At 60.7% G+C, this 23313-nt stretch carries 23 protein-coding genes; 17 read left to right on the forward strand and 6 right to left on the reverse strand.

Annotated elements, in window-relative coordinates:
* Window positions 1-106 precede the first annotated feature (106 nt).
* Both P3T24_RS16095 and P3T24_RS16100 read right to left on the reverse strand, forming a co-directional pair.
* Window positions 107-805 (reverse strand): glutathione S-transferase, encoded by a 699-nt coding sequence (locus P3T24_RS16095; protein WP_429435993.1) that lies wholly within the window; start codon window positions 803-805, stop codon window positions 107-109.
* A gap of 217 nt (window positions 806-1022) precedes the next feature.
* On the reverse strand, window positions 1023-1703 hold the full coding sequence (locus P3T24_RS16100) for a DJ-1/PfpI family protein (protein WP_429435996.1): 681 nt from the start codon (window positions 1701-1703) through the stop codon (window positions 1023-1025).
* A 122-nt stretch (window positions 1704-1825) separates the two neighbouring features.
* Here P3T24_RS16100 and P3T24_RS16105 point away from each other — a divergent pair, with 122 nt between their 5' ends.
* From P3T24_RS16105 to P3T24_RS16175, 15 genes are all read left to right on the forward strand, one after another.
* The gene (locus P3T24_RS16105; protein WP_429435999.1) at window positions 1826-2800 is read left to right on the forward strand and encodes a GlxA family transcriptional regulator; all 975 of its coding nucleotides are present in this window, start codon (window positions 1826-1828) and stop codon (window positions 2798-2800) included.
* A gap of 336 nt (window positions 2801-3136) precedes the next feature.
* Window positions 3137-4141: an ABC transporter substrate-binding protein gene (locus P3T24_RS16110; RefSeq protein ID WP_429436002.1), complete on the forward strand. Its 1005-nt coding sequence runs from the start codon at window positions 3137-3139 to the stop codon at window positions 4139-4141.
* Window positions 4142-4391: 250 nt separating this feature from the next.
* Window positions 4392-4865: a MarR family winged helix-turn-helix transcriptional regulator gene (locus P3T24_RS16115; protein ID WP_429436172.1), complete on the forward strand. Its 474-nt coding sequence runs from the start codon at window positions 4392-4394 to the stop codon at window positions 4863-4865.
* Between the two features lie 91 nt (window positions 4866-4956).
* Window positions 4957-5367, forward strand: a complete 411-nt coding sequence (locus P3T24_RS16120; RefSeq protein WP_429436005.1) for a MarR family winged helix-turn-helix transcriptional regulator — start codon at window positions 4957-4959, stop codon at window positions 5365-5367.
* 14 nt (window positions 5368-5381) lie between these two features.
* Complete coding sequence (locus P3T24_RS16125) at window positions 5382-6965, forward strand: DHA2 family efflux MFS transporter permease subunit (protein WP_429436007.1); 1584 nt, start codon at window positions 5382-5384, stop codon at window positions 6963-6965.
* A gap of 526 nt (window positions 6966-7491) precedes the next feature.
* A complete protein-coding gene (locus P3T24_RS16130) occupies window positions 7492-8067 on the forward strand; it encodes a TetR/AcrR family transcriptional regulator (RefSeq protein WP_429436010.1) in 576 nt (191 codons plus the stop codon).
* Window positions 8068-8189: 122 nt separating this feature from the next.
* A complete protein-coding gene (locus tag P3T24_RS16135) occupies window positions 8190-8774 on the forward strand; it encodes a TetR/AcrR family transcriptional regulator (RefSeq protein ID WP_429436013.1) in 585 nt (194 codons plus the stop codon).
* 69 nt (window positions 8775-8843) lie between these two features.
* The gene (locus P3T24_RS16140; RefSeq protein WP_217272810.1) at window positions 8844-9584 is read left to right on the forward strand and encodes an SDR family NAD(P)-dependent oxidoreductase; all 741 of its coding nucleotides are present in this window, start codon (window positions 8844-8846) and stop codon (window positions 9582-9584) included.
* A 248-nt stretch (window positions 9585-9832) separates the two neighbouring features.
* A complete protein-coding gene (locus P3T24_RS16145; protein ID WP_074265209.1) occupies window positions 9833-10708 on the forward strand; it encodes a helix-turn-helix domain-containing protein in 876 nt (291 codons plus the stop codon).
* 87 nt (window positions 10709-10795) lie between these two features.
* Window positions 10796-11707 (forward strand): PhzF family phenazine biosynthesis protein, encoded by a 912-nt coding sequence (locus P3T24_RS16150; protein ID WP_429436015.1) that lies wholly within the window; start codon window positions 10796-10798, stop codon window positions 11705-11707.
* Complete coding sequence (locus tag P3T24_RS16155; protein ID WP_429436018.1) at window positions 11704-12249, forward strand: RidA family protein; 546 nt, start codon at window positions 11704-11706, stop codon at window positions 12247-12249. Before P3T24_RS16150 ends, P3T24_RS16155 begins: the two co-directional genes overlap by 4 nt.
* 62 nt (window positions 12250-12311) lie before the next feature.
* Entirely contained in the window at window positions 12312-13064 is a 753-nt protein-coding gene (locus tag P3T24_RS16160; RefSeq protein ID WP_429436021.1) for a transporter substrate-binding domain-containing protein, read from the forward strand.
* A complete protein-coding gene (locus P3T24_RS16165; RefSeq protein ID WP_429436023.1) occupies window positions 13061-13717 on the forward strand; it encodes an ABC transporter permease subunit in 657 nt (218 codons plus the stop codon). The genes P3T24_RS16160 and P3T24_RS16165 overlap by 4 nt, the downstream gene beginning before the upstream one ends.
* On the forward strand, window positions 13714-14442 hold the full coding sequence (gene glnQ, locus P3T24_RS16170; protein ID WP_429436025.1) for a glutamine ABC transporter ATP-binding protein GlnQ: 729 nt from the start codon (window positions 13714-13716) through the stop codon (window positions 14440-14442). Before P3T24_RS16165 ends, glnQ begins: the two co-directional genes overlap by 4 nt.
* Window positions 14443-14488: 46 nt before the next feature.
* A complete protein-coding gene (locus P3T24_RS16175; protein ID WP_429436027.1) occupies window positions 14489-15673 on the forward strand; it encodes a serine hydrolase domain-containing protein in 1185 nt (394 codons plus the stop codon).
* Between the two features lie 6 nt (window positions 15674-15679).
* Here the strand turns inward: P3T24_RS16175 and P3T24_RS16180 are convergent, their stop codons facing one another.
* A complete protein-coding gene (locus P3T24_RS16180) occupies window positions 15680-16513 on the reverse strand; it encodes an oxidoreductase (RefSeq protein WP_074265215.1) in 834 nt (277 codons plus the stop codon).
* Between the two features lie 94 nt (window positions 16514-16607).
* Here P3T24_RS16180 and P3T24_RS16185 point away from each other — a divergent pair, with 94 nt between their 5' ends.
* The gene (locus tag P3T24_RS16185; RefSeq protein ID WP_429436029.1) at window positions 16608-17579 is read left to right on the forward strand and encodes an AraC family transcriptional regulator; all 972 of its coding nucleotides are present in this window, start codon (window positions 16608-16610) and stop codon (window positions 17577-17579) included.
* 381 nt (window positions 17580-17960) lie between these two features.
* Entirely contained in the window at window positions 17961-19232 is a 1272-nt protein-coding gene (locus P3T24_RS16190; protein ID WP_429436031.1) for a hypothetical protein, read from the forward strand.
* A gap of 48 nt (window positions 19233-19280) precedes the next feature.
* On the opposite strand, the gene dsdA is transcribed toward P3T24_RS16190, so the two are convergent.
* From dsdA to P3T24_RS16205, 3 genes are all read right to left on the reverse strand, one after another.
* The gene (dsdA, locus tag P3T24_RS16195) at window positions 19281-20669 is read right to left on the reverse strand and encodes a D-serine ammonia-lyase (RefSeq protein ID WP_429436033.1); all 1389 of its coding nucleotides are present in this window, start codon (window positions 20667-20669) and stop codon (window positions 19281-19283) included.
* A gap of 34 nt (window positions 20670-20703) precedes the next feature.
* A complete protein-coding gene (locus P3T24_RS16200; RefSeq protein ID WP_429436036.1) occupies window positions 20704-22233 on the reverse strand; it encodes an amidase in 1530 nt (509 codons plus the stop codon).
* A 126-nt stretch (window positions 22234-22359) separates the two neighbouring features.
* On the reverse strand, window positions 22360-23277 hold the full coding sequence (locus tag P3T24_RS16205) for a LysR family transcriptional regulator (protein ID WP_429436038.1): 918 nt from the start codon (window positions 23275-23277) through the stop codon (window positions 22360-22362).
* Window positions 23278-23313 lie beyond the last annotated feature (36 nt).

The raw sequence follows: 23313 nt of genomic DNA on the forward strand, positions 1-23313 counted from the left end.
TAGGCGGGGTTCCCGTCAGTTCTTCGACCACCTTGCGAATCCAGCCAAAAATCGACGGGTTTTTCGTCGCCTGGTAGGACTACTTAGCTTTAGAAATGAAATTTTTTCATACAGCCGCTGGTACGGAGAACGCCGGCTGCGTGCTTACGCTGGGCCGCTCCTGCATTCTTTCGTACCATGCCAGGAGCGCGGTGCACTCAGCCGGCACTGGCAGCTTGACGATAGAAGCGAACACCAGGCCGCCGATTACGGTGATATCGGCCATTGAAAATTCTTTGCCGGCGACATACGACTGATTTCGAAGAACAGCGTCGAAGTAATGCATTCCGCGCAGGGCCTTGTCGCGCTGCCTAAATCCCCATTCCGCGTTCTGGTACAGCTCAACGTGCGGCCCCAATCCCGGCGTTCCATGATGGAAATACACGCTTATGGCGTCGAGCAATTCCAGTTCGGCACGCTTGCTCATCATGTGGATCAACCCTTTTTCGAGCGGCGCCCTGCCAGTCAGAGTCGGCACGCCATCGAGTCCGTCGAGGTACTCCGTGATGGCTGTGCACTCGGCAATACAGGTCCCGTCATCGAGTTCGAGCACCGGCAGCGTGCCCGAGTAGTTCTTGCTCGCCATGAATTCGGGATTCTTGTGCTCGCCCGCGTACAGATCGACCAGCACGAACCGCACTCGCGATTGCAGATTCTTTTCCGCCAACGCAATGCGCACACGCGTCGGATACGGCCCTTGCGGGAAGTCATAAACCGTCATCGTCGACAAGTGATTGTCATTGATACTCGTTGCGATAGCACTCATTTGGCTTTCCTTTTGTAGTGGTGTCGTAGCGAACGACAATCTTGCATACCTACCTATCGTTCGTTAGGTTTACAATATGCGTTACAATCCGGGTTGTCAACACTGAGTAGTCGACCCATAAGTCACCTTCGATTTACCCGGCCACCCAATGCAATCGGCACACGCTGCCTGCTACTGGCAAGCCGCCGATCGACGGCACGCGACGCGAAGCGGCAACTCAGGTTCCACCTGCGGTGATTTCCATGACAATTCGTTGTCGCGCGGCGAACCCCTGTTCGGACCGTTGCTTTACTAGCTCCACGACCGCCCGCGGTGCGACATCTGGCCCACCAGCATTGAATGGCGGCGCCGGAGCATATTCGAGTTCGAGCTGAATCGCCTGCGCTTCCTCTACCCCAGCCAATTCTGCAGCCACCGTCAATCCAAAATCGATGCCCGCGGTCACACCTCCGCCGGTGATGAGGTTGCCGTCACGGACTACCCGACCGTGCGTCGGAATGGCACCAAGTGGCTCAAGCAATGTGTGGAAGGCCCAATGAGTTGTGGCACGCCGTCCGCGAAGCAACCCTGCAGCACCAAGCAACAATGCGCCGGTGCAGACAGATGTGATGTAGCGGGCACCGCCGGCCTGTTTGCGAACAAACTCGATCGTTTGAATATCCTGCATCAAGTCCGTCACGCCACCTCCACCGGGAACACAAATCACGTCGAGTGGCGGGCAATCCCCATAGGTCGTTGTGGGCGTAAGGAGCAATCCATTGCTAGATGTCACGGGGTCACGTGTTTTCCAGATCAAGTGGGTCGTTGCGCCGGGAAGCGATGCGAGTACGTCGTGGGGACCGGTCAGGTCCAGCTGTTGTACTTGTGGAAATACCAGAAATCCGATTTGGAGCGTCATGAGGATACCTTGTCAAATGTATAAGCGATTTTCACCAGCGACGGTCTTCGAGGTGGACGGATCGATTCTATGCAGGTAGCCTTTGGCAAGATTGCCATTTACCCCTCATTTTCTGCCATGTAATGTCAACCAAAGCGCGATCCATATTGCTGCTTGCTTTCCCGGACGTTCAACTCCTTGACGTCAGCGGGCCATTGCAGGTTTTTGCCTCCGCCAATGAACTGGCAGCGCAGCAGCGGCTCGCCGAACCCTACGCACCTCGAGTTGTTGCGGCCGAAGCCGGGCTCGTGACCTCATCTTCCGGCCTGGCCCTGCTGGCCCATTCCATAAGTTCAGTGAAAGGGCTCATCGACACGCTCATCATTCCGGGTGGCCGCGGCGTTTCCGCGGCATCGGAGGATGCGCGCTTGACCCGTTGGATACGGCGTCAGACCAGCCGATCGAGGCGCATCGCCTCCGTGTGTTCAGGAGCGTTCCTGTTGGCAGAGGCCGGATTGCTGGATGGGCGGCGCGTGGTCACGCATTGGGGCCGTTGCGACGAACTGGCGAACCGCTATCCAAAGCTGCGCGTAGAAACTGATCCAATCTTCGTTCGCGATGGCGATATCTGGACATCCGCAGGTGTGACCGCAGGAATCGATCTCGCCCTTGCGCTGGTGGAAGCAGACCTCGGCCGTTCGATCGCATTACAAGTCGCTCGCGAACTCGTCGTCTTTCTGAAACGACCGGGTGGCCAGTCCCAGTTTAGTGCCGTGCTGTCGATGCAAGGGGCGGACGACAGATTCGGCGACCTGCATGCATGGATGGTGGCACACCTTGCCTCGGACCTGTCCGTCCCTATGCTCGCCAGACGACTCCACATGAGCGAACGAAGCTTCATGCGTCATTACAAGGCGGAAACGGGCCGCACGCCGGCGCGCGCGGTTGAGCAACTCCGGGTCGAGGCAGCACAGCGACTACTCGGCGAGACCTCATGGCCGGTCAAACGCATCGCATCTCGCTGTGGATTCGGTAGCGAAGAAAGCATGCGGCGCAGCTTCGTCCGACTCCTGCGGGTCGCTCCGCAAGCGTACCGAGAGCGGTTCTCGTTTTGCTAGCACGCGCATCATGCGTACGCCATGCGATACAACGTTGACCGCGCCAGTCATTCCATCGAAAAACCGCCAGACCGTTGACGAATTTACAGAGAACGTCGAGTGACCGTTTGTGGCCGGTCATTGCCTGACGATGATCAGCGATGCCCGCCGCCCCGTCACTAGAAGCGATACAGCAAGCACCCCGCTCTTTCAACCTATGCAATTCACCTCTGAACCGATTTAGATCTTCCAATTCGATATTGGCCTTGCGCGAGCCACGCTTCCTATAATGGCCCGCCGATCGCCGAGGACAGAAAAAAATCTCGCGCCGACGGCGGTTTCCGAAGGAGCGCTTCGATGTACACACTGTCGGCATCCCGCCGCCGTTTGCTCAAGCTCGGCGTGGCGTTAGCGGCGGTCCCGCTTACGCCTCGCTTCGCGTTCGCGTCCGCCGCACCGGCAAATGCCGAGGCGCTTGCCGGCGTCACATTGCGCGTCGCCACCTATAAAGGCGGCTGGACGCCGCTGCTCGCCGCTTCCGGGCTTGCAGATACGCCATACCGCATCGAGTGGCACGAGTTGAACAATGGCCTCTTACATATCGAGGCAATTAACGCGGACGCGCTCGATATCGGTTCGGGCAGCGAAATTCCTGCAGTATTCGCTGCGCGCCAGAATGCAAACGTGAAGTTCATTGCACGTACCCGCGAGGATCTCAACAACCAGGCGACGCTCGCCCGCAAAGACACGCCTATCCAGCGGATCGCCGATCTGAAGGGAAAGCGCGTCGGGTATGTGCGTGCGACCACGTCACACTACTTCCTGTACCGGCAGTTGACCGAAGCGGGCTTGTCCTTTGACGACATCCACGCAATCAACCTCGCGCCTGCGGACGGCCTGCCCGCGTTCGCCGGCGGGGACATCGACGCCTGGGCGATATACGGCTATAACGGTCAACTTGCACGCAACCGCTATGGCGCACGCGAACTGGCAACAGGTAAAGGGTATCTGTCGGGCAATTTCCCGATCTACGCGAATCCGCGGGCACTCGACGATGCGCGCCGCCGCGCTGCGATCGGTGACCTGCTCGTGCGGCTGCGGCATGCATATGCGTGGGCAAATCCACACTTCATTGATTATGCCCGTGCACAAAGCGCAGAAACACGCGTACCGGTCGACGATCTGGTGGCCATGTTTAATAGACGTAGCGACGATTTCGGGCTTCTGGCCGTCACGCCCGATGTGATTTCAGGGCATCAGGAAGTTGCAAACGTGTTTGCGCATATCGGTGTGCTGGATGGGCCGACGAACGTCGCTCCGTTTTGGGACGCATCATTTACACCGATCATCCAGTCCGCGTGAAGCGAACAACCTGCCCCAGATCGCAAGCCTCAAACCGGCCGTGCCTGTCGCGTCAGACCTCGCCCAGTCCAATCGCCGATTGACGGCGATCGGCGGCGCGCGCCGCAAGATAGCAGGCCTTCAATCGATCAAGTTGAGCGATGTGGGAGATAAAAGACGGGTTGGCGGTCGAACCGCCCCTAATAAAGATGCGAACGAAATCGCCAAAAAAATACTTGAATATGTGCATATGCATCGATACACTGCACCCATGAACCGTTCACTCCGTCACGATGAATGTCATTGCTTCGCCATGCGTCAGGCGGCGCGGTACATGACTCAACTCTATGACCGGCATCTCCAGTGTGCTGGAGTGACAGCGGCCCAGTTCACGATTCTCGGCAAGCTCGCGAGTCAGTCCGAAGTCAGGATTGCCAGCCTTGCAACGGAAATGGTGATGGACCGGACCACGGTTTCACGTGCGCTGAAACCGTTGGAACGAGAAGGGTTGATCAGATTCGAGCTCGACGAAGATGATGCCAGGGTTCATCTGCTGACCCTGACGGAGCATGGGAAACACGTGTACGAGCAGGCGAAAATGGCGTGGCGCAATGCACACGACGAAGTCGAACGCAAGTTTGGAAAGGAACGCACGACAGCACTTCGTCGTGAACTGTTCCTGTTGACACACGGCGCACAACCCAACAGCAATATCGGCGGGTCGCGGCGGGCGAGCGGACGCTAGCTGCACCGCTTTTTTTTGGCATCAAAACGTGCGTATGCACGTTTATTTTTACCCAATTGCATGCATATGCACTTTTGAAGGCGCACGATCAATGGAAAACCTGCCCGACGACGATTGCTTTGCCCTGCGCCAGGCGTCGCGCTTTATCTCTCAGATCTACGGTCAGCATCTTGCAAATGTGGGCCTGACGACGACGCAATACTCCATCCTCGACCGTCTGCATAGGCATGGAGACATGACCATGCACCAGCTCTCCATGGCCATGGTCATGGACCGCACGAGCATCGTGCGCGCGCTCAAACCCATGCAGCGTGACGGTCTCCTCGAGAGCCGAAGGGATGGCGGCCGCGAGTCGACCATAGCCCTGATGAAAGCAGGCGTCACGCGTCTGAAAAAGGCCCGCCCCTATTGGGCTACAGCGCAAGCCGAATTCGAAGAACGTTTTGGAAGCCAGCGAATAAGAGCGCTGCGGAGTGAACTGTTCGATCTGACCGACGACTAGCCGTACCCGCGAACATGAATACCTCTACTGCCACTCCACTGCCGGATCCGATGGATTTGCCGGCGCGCACGAAGCTCGTCGCTTTCGGCATCATGTGTCTCGGCTTCTTCATGGCCACGCTCGACATTCAGATCGTCGCGTCATCACTTCGGGACATCGGAGGCGGGCTCTCGGCCAGTCAGGACGAACTGTCATGGGTCCAGACGTCTTATCTGATTGCGGAAATCATCGTCATTCCAATGTCGGGGTGGCTCACGAGAGTGTTTTCGACACGCTGGGTCTTCGCCTTTTCAGCGCTTGGATTCACGATCACCAGCATGCTTTGCGGGCTCGCGTGGGATATCGACTCGATGATCCTGTTTCGCGGTCTCCAGGGCGCGATGGGGGCTGCAATGATTCCAACGGTCTACACAACGGTATTCGTGATCTTTCCACCCAGGCAGAGAATTATTGCTGCCACCACGATTGGCGCGCTTTCGACGCTCGCACCGACGATCGGGCCGGTTATTGGCGGTTGGGTGACATCCGAGTGGTCGTGGCACTGGCTGTTTTACCTGAACGTCGTGCCTGGCATTATCGTCACGCTCTTCGTGCCGCGGTACGTCAACTTCGATCATGCCAATCTGTCGCTGCTGAAGAAAGGAGATTATGTGGGTATCACGTTGATGTCGGCGTGCCTTGCCTGCCTGGAATACGTGCTCGAAGAAGGGCCACGCAAAAACTGGCTCGGTGACGAGGCCATTCTCCTGTGCACGTGGGTCAGCGTTGTGAGTGGCTTCCTGTTTATCGTGCACGCACTGACAGCAGACGAGCCGATCATCGACCTGCGCGCACTTGCCGTGCGCAACTTCGGGATCTGCAGCGTGCTGTCGTTCATCATCGGCATCGGCATCTTTTGCACGGTGTATCTAACACCGGTTTTTCTCGCGCGGGTACGAGGTTTCGATTCGCTCCAGACGGGAGTGGCACTACTGTCGGTGGGATGCTTCCAGTTGCTCGGCATGATCGCCTATACCGTGTTCGCGCGGCACATCAACATGCGCTACCTGTTGATACTGGGACTGACGATGTTCGGCCTCGGCTGCTACCTCTACGAGCCCCTGACAAGCGACTGGGGCTGGCAGCAGTTGCTGCTTCCGCAAGCGCTGCGAGGCTTTGGCCAGCAACTCGCCATTCCACCCATTGTCATCATGGCCCTGGGTTCGCTGCCGGCTTCCCGGCTGAGATCCGCGAGCGGCCTGTTCAATCTGATGCGCAATCTCGGTGGCGCGATCGGCATTGCGGTGGCGAGCACCATGCTCAACGATCGCCTGAACTTCCACTATGAACGGCTTGCAGAACATGTCAGCATCGGACGTCCGGTTGTCGGAGCGTTTTTGCAAAGCAAGACCGGTCACATCTCCGAAGTGGCGGGCGATACGCTGAACGCTGCCAATGCAGGACTAGGTGAGTTGTATGCGCTCTTGATGCGGGAGGCGCTCACATTGACATTCGCCGACGCCTTTCTTGCCGTCGCGTTGTGCTTCTGCGTGGGGCTCATCAGTGCGTTTTTCACGCAACCGGTCGCTAATACCGCTCCGCCGCCCGATGCACATTGAATTCGCCCGCTCATTGCGATGAATGGTGGACGCCGATCGCTTCCTGTTCGAAACAGAATTCATCGGCGCCGGCTTAGGTCTTCTCGATCCGCTTGACCTGAATTACATGCCGGACAAGTCCGGACGTAGATTGCGGACCGGGCTCACGCTTTCCAGCAGCGAAGCCAGATGCAGAAGCGTAGATTCCGCCATCCACGGCGAGACCAGTTGCACTCCGATCGGCAGCCTGGATAAGTAGCGAACAAGGCCAGGTTTTTAGACTACCGAACGTTTGTTAGTTAGAAGATTGGGCGTTATACTTCGTCTCGTCAACACTCTTTGAACCGCAAGGAATGGGCGGAGGCTCTGGCAACGGCAAGCGCGGCGGTCATCGCGGACTGATGGAATCACGCGCCCCTACCCCATCCGCAGAAGCTGAGGCAAACTACTGTCGGCAACTCAGCAATACTGCTGTCGTGAGGCCTGCAACCTAAGCTAAGCCACCTCTGTAATTGCGGGGTGGTTCATGTTCAATGAGGGGAGATTCGTGGCGAACCAGGCAAGCACCAGTTCCAGTGACAAGATCCTGGCTGTCGCGACGAAGATCGCGCAGGCGCACGGCTATGGTGGATTAAACCTCCGTACCCTTGCGCAGGAAGTGGGTATCAAGGCTGCAAGCCTGTACCACCATTTCCCGAGCAAGGCCGACCTGGCCGCCGCCGTCGCCAGGCGTTACTGGGAAGATGCTGCGGCGGCGCTGGAAGCGTTATCGGCCACGACTGCAGATGCGGCTGACTGTTTGCGCAGATACCCGGGGACGTTTCGCGAGGCGCTGGAGAACGACAACCGCATGTGTCTGGCCAGTTTCATGACCGCTGAATATGACGATTTGCCCGAGGTCGTGCAGAAGGAGGTCCAGGCCTTTGTTGAGGTCAATGTTGCGTGGCTTGGAAAGATGCTTGTGGCAGCGAGAATTGTCAGCTCCAGAGACGCCAAGAAGCGGGCCCGCGCCATATTTGCCGCAGTCTCAGGCGCACAACTGATGGCGCGAGGCCGTTCCGATATCAAACTCTTTGATGCCTTGATCGAGAGCTATCGGGAGGCTGGACTCTTACCCGCGTAGGAATTCGATCACGGTGAGGACCACACGCTGAACAATGCCCGCAGCGCCCTCACCTTCGTCCGCGATGCCACTCGCCTTGGATAGTTATTGACAGATTGATCCAGAACAAATAATCTCGGCTCATGGCTAGACCTAGAGAGTTCGATCGGGAAGAGGCACTGGACCGCGCTACGCGCGTGTTCTGGGCGAAAGGCTACGCCTCGACCTCAACTGAGGACCTGCTCGCTGCGATGGAAATCGGGCGACAGAGCCTCTACAACGCATTCGGCGACAAACGAAAACTCTACCTGGAAGCCCTGGAACGCTATCAACGGGAAAGCACCACGGGCCACCTGGAGCGTTTGAACGGCGCAGCATCGCCGGTAGGCGGTATGGAAGCGCTTTTGCTTGGCCTCATCGCCGAGGACGAGAACATTCGCGCACTTGGGTGTATGGGTGTCGGCGCTGTCGGTGAATTTGGGGCTGCAGATCCGGAGCTTGTGATGCTCCGGAGCAAAGTGGGACCCAAGCTTTCCAGGCGCCTGGCTGAACGCATCCGTGAGGGACAGACTTGCGGAGAAGTCGATCCCGCCATCGACGCCCGCGAAGCCGCCGCCTTTCTACAGATGACGATGCAAGGCATTCAACTCGGCGCCCGCGCGGGCGGCGACGCGAAGAGCCTGCGCATGCTGGCCAGATTTGCAATCAACCGCCTTAAATCGCGCTAGGTAAAGAAAAAACTGGCGCAGTTTCCGCGCGCCAATTTATGGACTGATCTGTCAAAAACGGAGACAGAATTGAACGAGAATCGCAAACTTACGGGAAAGGTTGCCATTGTCTTTGGCGGTTCGCGAGGCATTGGTGCGGCGGCAGCAAGGCGCCTGGCAAACGACGGGGCCAATGTAGCGGTGACCTACGTGTCGGCGCCGGAGCGAGCGGCAGAAACGGTTGGGGCGATAGAGGCCGCCGGACGGACCGGCCTTGCCATCGAGGCAGACAGTGCTGATCCGGCAGCGATCGAGGCGGCTGTCGCGCAGGCCGTGGATCGCTTTGGGAGACTGGACATTGCAGTTGTCAACGCAGGCATCCTGTTGCTTGGCGACGTTGCGACGGTGAGCGTGGAAAATCTTGACCGGATGCTGAACGTCAACGTGCGTGGCGTCTTCCTCTCCATCCAGGCTGCGGCTGCGCGTCTCGCTGACGGTGGCCGGATCATTACGATCGGCAGCAACACTGCGGTACGAAGCGGGCATCCGGGTTCGAGCGTCTACTCGATGACGAAGGCTGCAGTTGCAGTCATGGTGAAAGGCATCGCCATCGACCTCGCAGGCCGTGGCATCACGGTCAACAATATTCAGCCCGGGCCTACGGTTACGGATATGACAGTCGATCATATCGAGAGGATCAAGCCGCTCATTCCACTCAAACGCGCGGCAGATCCCGACGAGATTGCCGGTCTGGTTGCGTACCTCGCCAGCAAGGAGTCAGGCTATATGACGGGCTCCAGCCTCACCATCGACGGTGGCATGGTGCTGTGACTGCCAGTGAACGGCCGAACCAGGCCAACTGCCCCGCCTGAATCCAGGCGCCATTGTTTTCGAAGGTCATCTTGCGGCAACGCGGGGCGCGGGTAGGTATTCACCCAGCCGTATTTTGCGGTGCTATCCTGCCCAACATCCCTTAGATGCCAGCCCGTCCGGCCTTTCGCGATTCCGCGCCGCACAACGCGCTTCAGCCGCAACCCGGTCAAGATATGAAACTCTTCTGAATCGCATGGAGTACAGCCATGCTACGAACGTTCACCCAGCTCTGTCAGCCCGCCAACAAGGCCCTGCTAGTCGCCGCCGATGACGGACACGCGACGCTCACCGGCAGCGGCACCTACGCGATGCCATGGCACTGGCACGACTGCCTGATGTTCATCCTGCCGAGTCACGGCGCCGTCGAGTTATGCCACGAAGATCGCCGCGCGGGCACCTGGCTGTCGCAGGATCGCTTCGCAGTCGTACCCCAGGGGCAGGCCCACCAGACCCGCGCCGGATGCGCCACTCACACGCACGTCGCCGTCTACGTCACTGGCGACGCGTTGCGCAAGCTCGATACCGGGGTCGGCTCGCTTGGCGAATTCCGCCGTCGCACGCGCACTCCCATCCTCGTGCGCCGGACCGCAGCGATTCGTGCGTTGCAAGACCTGTCGTTGCGCAACGACATGGGAGCCTATGGCGGCGCGGCCACGCGCCAGGCCCTGTCGGCGGCCTTGCTGATGCAGTGCATCGGCGAAGTCATTTCTGGAAAAACAGAGCCGGGGACCTCACCGCGCGAGCATGGCATGGCACTCGTCGCCGACCTCGAAGCCTTCGTGACTCGCCACGCGGACCAGGATATTCCGCTCGACGCGCTCGAAGAGCGCTTCGGCATTTCCCGCCGACACATTACGCGTCTGTTCCGCGAAGGCACCGGACTCTCGATCGGCGAATTCCAGCAGCGCAAGCGGTACGAAAACGCCTGTCGCCTGCTTACCGACACGGACCTGCCGATCGGCGAAGTGGCATTCCGGGTCGGCTTTGAAAGCGGCGCGGCCCTCGCGCGCGCGATGCGCCGCATCGGCGACCATTCGCCGTCCGATCTGCGCGCGACGATGGCCCGTTCGGTCAAAAGGTAAGGCCCGTTCGAACGCGCGGCCTGGCGTCGATCCCCGTAAATTGACCGGATGGAAACACATCCCCCGGTCAGCGGGGCTCACGCCGTCATGTCTTCACGTCATCAGGTCGAACTCGTCAGCGTATTCGCCGCCGGCCCCGGCGGTGGCAACCCGGCGCCTATCGTGGTCGACGCAGCCGGCATGTCCGACACGCAAATGCAGGAGGTGGCGCGGCGCTATGGCCACGAAAGCGGCTTCGTCCTGCCGGCGCCGCCCGGCTCCGGCTGCGACTACGAGTTTCGCTTCTGGGTCCCGAATCATGAGATGTCGATGTGCGGCCACGCCACGGTCGGCGCAGTCTGGCTGCTCCATCAAACCGGGCGCTTACAACGTGACCGGCTAACCGTCCAGACCCGCAGCGGCCAGGTCGGAATTCGTATTACGAATTACACGGCCGAGGGCGCCGCGGTCGAAATCTCCCAACCCATGGGCCGGGTCGAACCATTGCCGCAGGCGCAACTCAGCCGCGACGAGATACTCGACGCGCTCGACATCACCGAGGCACAACTCGCGCCGCTGCCGATCCAGAACGCCTGCACCAGTCGCGTCAAAACGCTGATTCCACTTGCCAGCCCGGCCGATCTCGACGCGCTTCGGCCGCGCTTCGAGAAAATCGAGGCGCTGTGCGAGCGGATCGGTTCCACCGGTCTCTACCCCTACGCGAGCTTCGACACCAGCCGGCAAATCTTCGATGCCCGGCAGTTTCCGCGCGCCTCAGGCTATCCGGAGGACGCGGCAACCGGAATCGCTGCCTCCGCGTTGTCGTTCGGTCTGCTCGCCAATGGCCTGATCGAGGCGTCCACGCGGACCATCACGATCCGCCAGGGGCGCGCGATGAAACGCCCGTCGCAAATCTCGGTGCGCTTCAGCTTCGAGGACGGTGCCGCGTCCGGCCACCCCGACGGCTGCTGGCTCGGCGGCCCGGTTCGCTTTGAGACGCGTGCCGTGGGGGCGTCATGACGACTGTTATCGCGGACCGGCTGGCGCAGCTGGGCATGACTCTGCCGCCTCCGCCATCGCCGCGGGGCGTCTACGTGGGCGTGGTGATCCACGACGGTATCGCCTATGTCAGCGGCCAGGTCAGCCGCGTCGGCGACGAAATCATCGCCGGGCCAGTCGATCGCACCACCCCGCCCGAGCTGATCCGTCATGCGGCGCGGACTTGCGTGCTGCGCGCGCTGAGCGCGCTTGCGGCAGCGCTGCCGTCCACGACCACGGTCGAACGCATTCTGTACCTGCGTGGCTTCGTCAATGCCGTGCCTGACTTCGTGAACCACAGCCAGGTGATGGATGAAGCCTCCGCGCTGCTGCATGAAATCTTCGGCGAAAGCGGCCGGCACGCAAGATCGGCACTCGGCGTCGCCGGCCTGCCGGGCGGCGGTCTCCTTGAAATCGAACTCACTGTCGCGCTCGCGCGCGAGTCCGTTCACGCACAGGAAGGCGCCGGCAACCCCAGCGAAGCCGGGCCACAACACACCGACGCACACCAACGCACGCCATAACAAGACGCGGGATCGCCGCTGAAACCGGCAGATCCGCACGATCATTTACCTCGGAGAACACCATGAATCGTCGTCAACTGCTGCAACTCGGCCTTGCGGCCGGCCCCGCCATCCTGTTATCCCGTGCCATTCAGGCGGCCGACGCCGAACTGGTGGTCGGTTCCAACGTGGGCGCCCCGCCGTTCGCGTTCAAGCAGGGCGACAGTTACTCCGGCTTTGACGTCGAGGTCTGGAGCGAAGTTGCCAAGGGCATGAACCGTAAATGGCGCCTCCAACCGATGGAGTTCGGCGCGCTGATCCCGGCACTTCAGACGCACAACCTCGACGTGATCGTCTCGCAGCTTTTTATCAAACCCGAGCGCCAGCAGGTTATCGACTTTTCCACGCCGTACTATAAAAGCGGCCTGATTGCGCTGACGCGCATCGACAACACCACCATCCACACCCCGGCCGATCTCGATGGCAAACACATCGGCACCGAAACGGGTACGGTCGCGGTCGGCTACGTCAAGGATCACTTCAAGGACGCTACGCTCGAGCAATTGCCGAGTATCAACAATGCGCTGCTGGCACTGGAAGCCGGCCGCACCGATGCGGTCGTCTACGATAAGCCCCTGTTGCTTTACTACGCCAACACCGCCGGGAAGAACAAGGTCAGAGTGATCGTGCCGCCTCTCGAGGGGCTCGATGTCGGCATGGGCTTCCAGAAGGGCAGCCCACTGGTCGCAGCGGTCAACCTCCAACTCGCCGCCATGAAGGCAGACGGCCGGCTTCAGGCGCTCAACCAGAAATGGTTCGGCGAGGCGTCGTCATGAGCTTTGATTGGGCGGCTGTCGTTGCCGCACTGCCGGACCTCTTGCTGGGTCTTCGGCTCACGCTCCTGATCGCTCTGGCCGGGCTGCTCGGAGGCATCGCGCTCGGGGTTCTGGCAGGCGTGACGCTGACTTACGGCAGCCGGCTCGCAGCGTTGCCGGCGCAGGTCTACGTGGCCCTGATCCGCGGCACGCCTATCGTGGTCCAGGTGATGTTCGTCTACTTCGCGCTGCCGATCATGATGAATATACGCATTAGCGCCACCAGCGCCGCCATCATCACCTTGATCGTCAATTCTGGCGCGTATAACGCGGAAATCATCCGGGGCGCGCTCGACGGTGTTCCAGGTGGATTGCGCGAGGCGGGCCTCGCGATGGGCCTTCGTTTTCATACCGTGCTGGCGCATGTCATCACACCCATCGCGTTCAGGCGCGCACTACCGGCGATGGGAAACCAGTTCGTCAACCTGGTCAAGGACACCTCGATCTTTCTCGTCATCGGCGTCGGTGAACTGACCCGCCGGGGACAGGAAATCATGGCCGAGAACTTTCGGGCCGTGGAAATCTGGACCGCAGTGGCGATCATCTATCTGCTCGTGATCAGCCTGCTTGCGCTGGGTCTGCGAGTGCTCGAACGGAGAGTACGTTTGCCATGAGCATGATCGAATTTCAGCAGGCCTCCAAACGATTCGGCCAGCATGTCGTTCTGCAGCCGCTCGATCTCGCGATCTCGGCTGGCGAAGTCGCCGTCATCGTCGGGCCTTCCGGCTCCGGCAAATCGACCATGCTCCGCTGCATCAACGGACTGGAAACCATCAGTTCCGGCAACCTGCTCGTCGACAACATCAGCGTGCTAGGCTCCGCACGCGACGTCAGGCGCATCAGACTCGAAGCGGGCATGGTGTTTCAGCAGTTCAATCTGTTTCCGAACCTGACGGCGATGCAGAACGTCATGTTCGGACCGATCCGGGCTCGCGGTCAACGCAAGGCCGAAGCGCGCGAGATCGCCGCCGCGCTGCTGCACAAAGTAGGTCTTTCCGAACGCATGCATCACTATCCGTCGCAGCTTTCAGGCGGTCAGCAGCAACGCGTGGCGATCGCGCGGGCACTCGCCGTCCGGCCAAAGCTGATGCTATTCGACGAACCGACTTCGGCACTCGATCCGGAACTGCGTCAGGAAGTTCTCAAGGTCATGCAGACGCTCGCCGGTGAGGGCATGACCATGGTCGTCGTCACGCATGAGATGGGCTTCGCGCAGCGCGTGGGCTCGCGCCTGCTCTTCATGGAAGGCGGCCGCGTTGTGCACGACGGCAACCCCTTGGAAATGCTGTCCACGCCGCCGGGGGAACGCTTCCGCGAGTTTCTTCAACATGTTCATTGATGGCCTTGCACTTCACGCTCGCACGCCATAGGAGTCTGCAGTCAAAATGATCCCGTCGCACTTTGAAAACGCTTACGGCTTTCGCCGGGACAGTGTCCGGCACGACAACTGGCGAGAAGCACCATGGAATGTCTGGGCCTTTCGCCATGTCCACGAAATCATCCCGACAGCGCGAATTCCAGCCACACCGGGTCTTGCCGAAGAACCCAAGGTCAATGCCGACGCGCTGACCGAACACGCACTCGTGGTCCGCGGCGAACACCACACGATCGCGTCGATCCTGCAGCGGACCTCGACCGATGCCCTCACGGTGATGCGAGCCGGACGTTTCGTCGCCGATTTTCATGCGCCTAACTTTACGCTGCAAAGCCGCCATATTCTGTTCTCGGCCAGCAAGTCGGTCGCGGGACTGCTCGCCGGCATGCTGGTCGGCGATGCTCTGCTGGACCCCGACGCGCCAGTGGCGCAATACGTGCCCGAACTCGCGTGTTCGGCCTTCGGCGACGCCAGCGTCAGGCACGTGCTGGATATGCGAACCAGCCTCGCGTTCAACGAGGACTATCTCGATCCGAACGGCATCTACGCGCGCTATCGGCGGGCCGGCCTGCTGGACCCGCGCCGCGAAGGCGAGCCGCCGGAGACGGTGCTCGACCTGCTCGCTTCCCTGACCAAAGGTGCGGGCGAGCATGGTGGTCCGTTCCACTACTGCTCGCCCAACTCGGATGTGCTCGGCCTCGTGATCGAGCGCGCCTCGGGACAGCGCTACGCCGACTTCGCGGCCACGCGTCTCTGGCAACCGCTGGGGTTGCAGCAAGACGGTTGCGTCACCGTGGACATCGCGGGCACAGCGCGCTCAGGCGGCGGCTTGTGCATGACCGCGCGCGATCTGGCGAGAATCGGCGAACTGGTGCGTCTCGGCGGTACGGTCAACGGGCGCAGGCTGATATCGGCGGACTGGATGACCGATACGCTTACGGGCGGCAGCACAGAGGCATGGCGACAAGGAAAGTTCTCAAGCTGGCTGCCGAACGGCAAGTATCGCAACAAGTGGTATCAGGTCGGCAACGCCAGCGGAGCGTGCTTTGCGATCGGCATTCATGGCCAGTGGCTGTATGTCGATCCGCTGCGCGAGACGGTGATCGCCAAATTCTCGTCACAGCCCGTTCCGACCAGCGACGAGCTCAAGCTCCTGAACCTCGCACTGTTCGAAGCGATTGCGTCGATGGGGTGAGTCGGTTCAGCCGTCCGTCGACACCGTGACCGCCTCCCATTCCCGGATCTCACTCTCCAACGCGGACAACTTGTCCCTCACGAGCCCGAGCGCATCGCTACCGAGCAGGAGATGCGTAGGAGGGCAATCCGCGGCGATTGCGGCGAGCATCGCGCGTGCGGCCTTTTGCGGATCGCCCAATTGCTTGCCGCTCTTCTCCTCGCGCGCTTTGCGGATGGGATCGAAGACCTGGTCGTAATCCGCAATCGAACGGGGCGTTCGCGTCATCGAACGCCCCGCCCAGTCGGTGCGGAACGAGCCTGGCGCGACGGCTGTCACGGCGATGCCGAAAGGCTTGACCTCTTTGCCAAGCGCCTCGGAGATGCCCTCCAGCGCGAATTTGCTTCCGCAGTAATAAGTAATCCCTGGCATGGTGATATAGCCGCCCATCGACGTGATATTCAGAATGTGGCCACGTCTGCGCTCACGCATCAAGGGCAGCACGGCTTTTATCATGGCGACAGCGCCGAACACATTCACATCGAACTGTCTGCGCATCTCGGACAAAGGCGATTCTTCCATAACGCCTTCGTGGCCATAGCCGGCATTGTTGACCAGGACGTCCACCGGTCCGACGCTCGCCTCGATTTCGGCCACGATGCCGTCGATAGCATCGAAGTCGGTTACGTCAAGTACACGTCCGAAAGCCGCGTCCGCAGACAGCGACTCGAAATCACGCTTTGCCTGCGCACTTCTCACGGTACCGACGACCTTGTACCCCGCCGCTAATGCCTCCTGTGCGAGCGCACGGCCGAAGCCGCTGCTGACGCCCGTGATGAGCAGAATTTTGCTGGATGCCATTGAAGCTTCTCCCGAATGTTGACTGGAAAGTGCATACTAGTCTGAAGGATGAAGCTATCTAAGCCAGATTCCGCTATTTTTATTGCCTAAAACTATGAACGCCAGGCGGGCCTCTACCCCCGATCCCGACCTCTCCTCGGGAAACCAAAAACGCATGATTGCGTTGCTCCACGCGTTGGCGCCCGATGAGGGCTACAACCTCACGGCGCTGCCGAGCGTTCGCATCCTGCGCTCAAACCGGCCGTTGTCGCGCACGCCGGTTCTCTACGACCCTGGCATCGTGATCGTTTGTCAGGGTCGCAAGCGCGGTTATTTCGGCGACCAGCTCTATCTGTACGACGAGCATCACTATCTGGCCGTGTCCGTGCCGGTTCCGTTCAGCATGGAAACCGACGCAACCGAGGAGCGCCCGTTGCTCGCGCTGTACCTTCACCTCGATTTCACATTGGCCGCCGACCTGGCGGTACAGATCGACCGTGACGGCGCAACCGAGCACGTACAAGCGCCCCAGAGCATGATGTCGACGCCGATGGATGACACGATGCAGGCGTCCGTGTTGCGCTTCCTCGAGGCGATGCAGCGACCGCTCGAAGCCGCGGTACTGGGCCCGGGCTTACTGCGCGAACTGTATTTCCGCGTGCTAACCGGAGCGCAAGGGAGCTCGATGCGCGAGGCTTTGGCGATGAGAGGACAGTTCGGGCGGATAGGCAGATCGCTACGCCTCATCCACGCCGGCTATGCGCAGCCGCTGGACGTGATGCAACTGGCTGAGGAAGCGGGAATGAGCGTTCCCAGCTTCCACAGCCACTTCAAGTCGATCACGCAGGTTTCACCGATGCAGTACGTCAAGTCGACGCGCCTGCATCAGGCCCGCCTGTTGATGGTCCGCCAGGAACTGACCGCGGAGGCGGCAAGCCACGCGGTGGGTTACACGAGCCCGTCCCAGTTCAGCAGAGAGTTCAAGCGGCTTTTTGGCCTGACGCCGGCGGCGGAAACGAAGCGTATGCGCGAGAGCTTCGCCATTCCTGCTGCGTTCGAGAACGCGACGTACGTTTCGTCGCACTGAGTTTGGCATACCTCATTTTCTCTACGGATGTTTTTCGAGGTCATCGCTCATATCTCCGTTGAAAAGTCTCCATGAAGAAAAGCCGCTCGTCTCTGTTTCCCCGCCAACGCAAAGCATTTCTTACAATGTAATATCAACCGCCACGGTTGCCCCCTGCGAGCGTTGCCACTGACCAGGCAAAAATTCCCGACCCACGACCTCGTACGGCTACGATCGTTCGGCATACATATAGTCTTTCGCCTGGGTTATACCCGGAAACATTATCCTGGGCCCTTCAGGACATGCTAAAAAGAGTCGATATCCCGGAAGGGCGACTGAAGGTCCGGTCCGGAGATTGGAGAATCCCACGCGGACTGTCGCACGGAATCCCGAGGTGAAAGTATGGAAAAAAAAGTGCTCGTCGCGGTGGCCGCCGCGCTGATGTCTTCCGTGGGCGCGCTGCATCCCGAATCCGCCCGTGCCGCTGATGCTGCAGCTTCAGCCTACGAAGACTCGACCGTCGACGCATCCCTCGATCCCGGCGAAGAACGCGTCTCTGCCGATGCCGACAATCAGGCCCGACTGAAAGACCTGCGCTACGCGTATTTCATCGGCTACAACGCGCGCGCCAGGGAAGACTCGAAATCCTATGCGACTTTGGGCGACGAGGTAAAGCATCCGCAGAAGCAGCTTGCCGCGGCGCCCCTGCCCCCCGCAACGCCGAAACCAGTTGCCGAACGGGTTGCGCCGCCAAGGCGCCCCGTGGCGCAAGCCGCGCCGTTGAAGCAAGTATCCGTGCCGGCCGCATCGACGAAGCAGGTACCCGCGCCGGTCACATCGCCGAAGCGGGTTGTCGCCGCGCGGGCCACGCAGTCCAGGCAGGTCGTTGCACAGGCTGCGCCTGTGCCGCTCAAGCGCGTTCCCGCGCAGGTGGCGCCCGTACCGCAGAAACACGTTTATGCGCAAGTCGAGTCTGTGCCGGCGAGACGGGTCTCTGTACCGGTCGTGCCGTTGAAGCAGGCTTCGGTGCAGGTCACGCCGCCCAAGCGGGCTGAAGTGGAAACTGCATCCCTGAAGCAGGTTTCTACCCGGACCACGCCACCGAAGCTGTTTGGTGCCGAGTCCGAGCCGCCGATCCTGATTCCGACGCAAGCCGTGACGTCATTGCCCGAATCCAAATCCGACAATGACGACGACGCGCAGGTGACGCCGGGCCGCGATGCGCAGAACACCCAGCGGGCGGCGCCGCAGTATCGGCAGACCGATGAGGAATCGCAATACGCCGCAGAGCAAGGAACTCAGGCGGCGCAGAACCCGCAACCTCGCCAATATCAGAGTCGACAGCCCCAGCAATACGCGGCGGCGCCGGCCTATAACCAGGTATCGACAGAGTATCAGCAGCCAGGCGGGTACGTCGGACGGCAATACACGCCGCCGCCCCCGCCACCGTCTCGAACCGTTCCGCCTAACCAGTACGCGCCTGCGCAGTACCAACCGGCTTACGCGCAGTCCGGCTACGTCCCTCGGCCGCCCGCTCAGGCCTCGGCGCAGCAGGTCGTCGTCGTGGGCCGCCCGCCCGCTTACCCGGCAGATGACGAGATGTACACGCCGCCTGAACTGCGGCGACAGTACCCCGCCGGTAACGGCAACTGGAATCAAACCGTTTCCCAGTAAGGCCTCGCCTTCCCAGCTAGCGAACAGGTCGCGGGTTCAAAAATCGATTCATGCTCTGGCGACAACTGCGCAGCGTTCTGCGCTGCCCAGTTGTCGCTCACCTTCCGCAACGTACTTGTCCATCTCCTCACGCGGAACCATGCCGCCGCCTGTCGCCCAGACGATATGCGTAGCGGCCGCCCTTCGCGTCGCGTCGAGACCGATGCGCGCGTGATAGCCATCGACCTCGGCGAGCACGCGCGCGAATCCGGATGCGCCCGCCAGTGCCGATGGTTCCAGGCGTATGTCCTCGGTCTTCGCCATCAGATAGAGCAGCGCCAGCAACTCGCTGTCTTCGACGGTGAAATAGCCGTCGATCATCCGTTGCATCGACCGTCCGACAAAGCCCGATGGCCTGCCGACCGCAAGGCCGTCGGCGGCCGTCACGTTATCGATGCCAAAGTCCTGCACTGCAAGCTGGTCGTGCAAACCGGTGTAGACCCCCATCAACATGCACGGCGAGTGCGTCGGTTCCGCGAAAATGCAGTGCACGGCGTCGCCGAATGCGAGCTTGAGTCCAAACGCAACGCCACCAGGGCCGCCACCGACACCGCACGGTAGATAGACAAACAACGGATGATCCGCGTCGACGCGCGTGCCTGCCGCTTCGAGCTGGCGTTTCAGGCGTTCGCCCGCAACCGCATAGCCGAGAAACAAGGTGGTCGAATTCTCGTCATCGATGAAATGACAGGAAGGGTCGGCGGCCGCCTGGCGGCGACCGCTCTCGACTGCTTCGCCGTAATCGCCCGCGTATTCGACGACGTTGACGCCATGCGCACGCAGCCGGTCTTTCTTCCACTGCCGTGCATCGGCAGACATGTGCACTGTAGTCTCGAAGCCGAGCGTCGCCGCGGCGATTCCGATCGACATCCCGAGGTTGCCTGTCGATCCGACCGCAATCTTGTGCGCACGGAACAGCGCCTGACACGGCGCGTCGGCGAGTACGCGGTAGTCGTCGTCGAGCTTCAGCAAACCCTGTGCGAGGGCGAGCTTTTCCGCATGGAACAGCACTTCATAGATGCCGCCGCGAGCCTTGATCGAGCCCGAAATCGGCAGATGGCTGTCTTTCTTCAACAGCATTCGTACCGGCTCCGAGACGCCGTAACGTGCGCGTACGGCGTCCGCGAAGGCGGGAACCGGCGTCAAAGGCGATTCGATGATGCCGTTCGCAGGCGCTACATCGGGAAACGCCTGGGCAATGAACGGCGCGAAACGCGTCAGGCGATCGCTTGCATCGCGAACGTCAGCGGCGTTCAGCGAGATGTCGGCGAGCGCGTCGGCCAGCGGTGCAATGGCGGGATTGAACCACGCGACTGGTCGATGTTGCATCAAAGGTTCGAGCAGCGGGAATTCGGCTCGCCACGTCGAAAGCGGCTTGCCGTAGAGCGTTTCAGTCATGTCAGGTGTCGGAATCAATCGTATCGCAGAGCAATCAAACGGCAGGACGCTCGCCATGTGCAGCAGCGGACGCGCCGAGCACCGGCGGATGCGTGACGATCGCCCGCAAGTCCACCTGGGTTTTGGACAGCGCTTGCAAATCCGGCTTCGGACGACGCAGCTCGGGCGAGCCTTCGCACACCGCCTCGACAGCATGCGCTGCGAGCAGCAATTCCAGGTCGCCGCGAAAGCGGCCGATCATCTGCAGGCCGAACGGCATGCCGCGATGATCTGTGCCGACCGGCAGCGATAGCGCCGGATTGGTCGCGAGCGTCACCACGTACGTTAGCGACAGCCACCTGTAGTAATTTTCGAGCGCGACGCCATTGACCGACTTGAGGTACGGTTGCGTCCACGGAAACGGCGACACCGGCGTGGTCGGCGACAGGATCACGTCGTAGCGATCAAACAGCTTCTGGAATGCGCGGAAGATCAGCGTCTGTTCGTTATGTGCGCGCACGCAGTCTTTCAACTTCAGGCTCGCGCCCATTTCATAGTTCGCGCGCGGGTTCGGCCCGAGCAGGTCGGGATCTTTGTCATAGGCTTTCTGCAAGCTCATGACGAAGGCTTCCGCGCGCAGCACGTCGAAACAGGCGTGCGCGTCTTTCATCTGCACTTCGACAGGCTCGCAGACCGCAAAAGCGCTGCGCAGTGCGTCGATTTTCTTGCGAAATACCGCGCGGATCTCGTCGTCCACTTCGCAGACGCCAAAGTCTTCCGTGTAGCCGACTCGCAGTCGCGACAGATCGGCGGGCCGTGCGCTGTCGATGGACGGCGGCATCGTGAAAGGGTAACTCAGCGGATCCGTGCCGGATGCGCCGGCGGTGGCGGCGAGTTGCAGCCATGTATCGGCGACGTCACGCCCCATTGGACCGACTACGGCAAGAGGCGTCCAGCCGAGTTGCTTGCGCTCGCTCGGCACCAACCCCGGCGAGGTTCGCAGACCGACCACGCCGCATTTCGCCGCCGGAATCCGCAGCGATCCGCCCGTATCCGAGCCGCTGCACAACGGCACCATATCGACTGCCAGCGCCGCCGCCGAGCCGCCCGACGAACCCCCTGCATTCAGCTCCGGGTTGAACGGATTGCCGGTCGCACCCCAGACCGGATTGAAGCTGTTGGCGCCCGCGCCCATTTCCGGCACATTGGTCTTGCCGACGACAATCGCGCCTGCGCCACGCAGGCGTTGCACCAGGGTGTTGTCTTCTGACGGGACGTTGGAGCGAAACAGCGGCGAGCCGTACGTGGTCAGCACGCCTGCGGTTTCTTCGAGGTCTTTAATGCCAATAGGCAGACCTTGCAAAATGCCCTGGCGATTGCCATTCGCGAGATCGCGTTCGGCCTCGCGCGCTTCGGCACGCGCGCGGTCGAAACAGGTCGCCGAGAACGCATTGATCTTCGGATTCAGCGTCTCGATGCGCTCGATACACGCGTCGAGCAGTTCAACCGGCGATATCTCGCGGGCGTCGAGACGTTTTTTCAATTCGACTGCACTTTGACTCACCAGCTCGTCTGTATGGGACACGGTTCGCTTACCTTTCGCTGCGTTGAAGAACGATGCGAATGAATGTAGCCGAGTCGTGCGTACGCGGCTATTGACGAATATAGAAAGGCGATTTCCCTTTTGGACAACAGCAGACTGTATGCCGGTTTATTGCGCGGAAGGCGCCGGCAACCATACCTTAACAGTTGCGATGAACGCTTCCATCAGTGGGGGCAAATCGCGGCGGGCCAATGTTTGCACTTCAATATTGCGATCGCTGACATGCAGTTCGGGCACAGGCAACGCCACCAGTTGACCGCGAGCGAGACGGCTGCGCAGAAACAGTTCGCCGGAGAACGTAACTACCTCGCCGGACAGCGAGAAATTGAGCAGCGTTTCGAGTGTCTCGCTGTCGAGCACGCTCTTGTAATTGATGCCCTCGCGGCTGCAATAGATGTCCAGCAACTGACGCAGCGTCGAATTCGGTCCGGGCAAAGCGAGAGGATGTTCGAACAGTTCGCGCAACGACACTTCGCTGCGCCGCGCGAGCACATGGCTGGGCGCGACGACGGCTAGCATCGGCGCAGGTTGGGAATACTTGACGTGGATATCGCGGGCCGGGCCGAGGCTAAACGTCAAGCCGAGATCGACTTCGGCTTCGCGGACCTGGCGCGTGACCACCGATGCAGCCGCCACCGCCAGGTTGAAGCGCGCCGACGGATGGTCGCGACGGAATTGCGTCATCACGCGCGGCAGGAATTCGGTGGCGAAGCCTTCAGTGCAGGCAATGCGGATGGTGGTCTCGGTATCGGCGCGCAATGCGTCCAGTTCGGCGCTGACGTGCTCGGCGTCAAGCAGCGAACGTCGCGCATACGCAGCCAGCAATTCGCCTGCACGGCTCGGCACCATGCCACGCGACTGGCGCTCGAACAGCGTCGCGTTCAGCTCGCTTTCGAGGCAGCTGATCTGACGGCTGACCGCTGAGGGCACCACGTGCAGCTTGGCCGCGGCATCGCTGATCGAGCCGGTATTGACGACTTCGAGGAAATAGCGGACGGCGGCTTCTTGCAGGATGCGCGGGTTCATTGGGCGGCGGGACAAGTGATCGACCGCTCAATGATA

Source organism: Paraburkholderia sp. GAS33 (assembly GCF_050436645.1).
In the GTDB taxonomy this organism is placed as follows: domain Bacteria; phylum Pseudomonadota; class Gammaproteobacteria; order Burkholderiales; family Burkholderiaceae; genus Paraburkholderia; species Paraburkholderia phenazinium_B.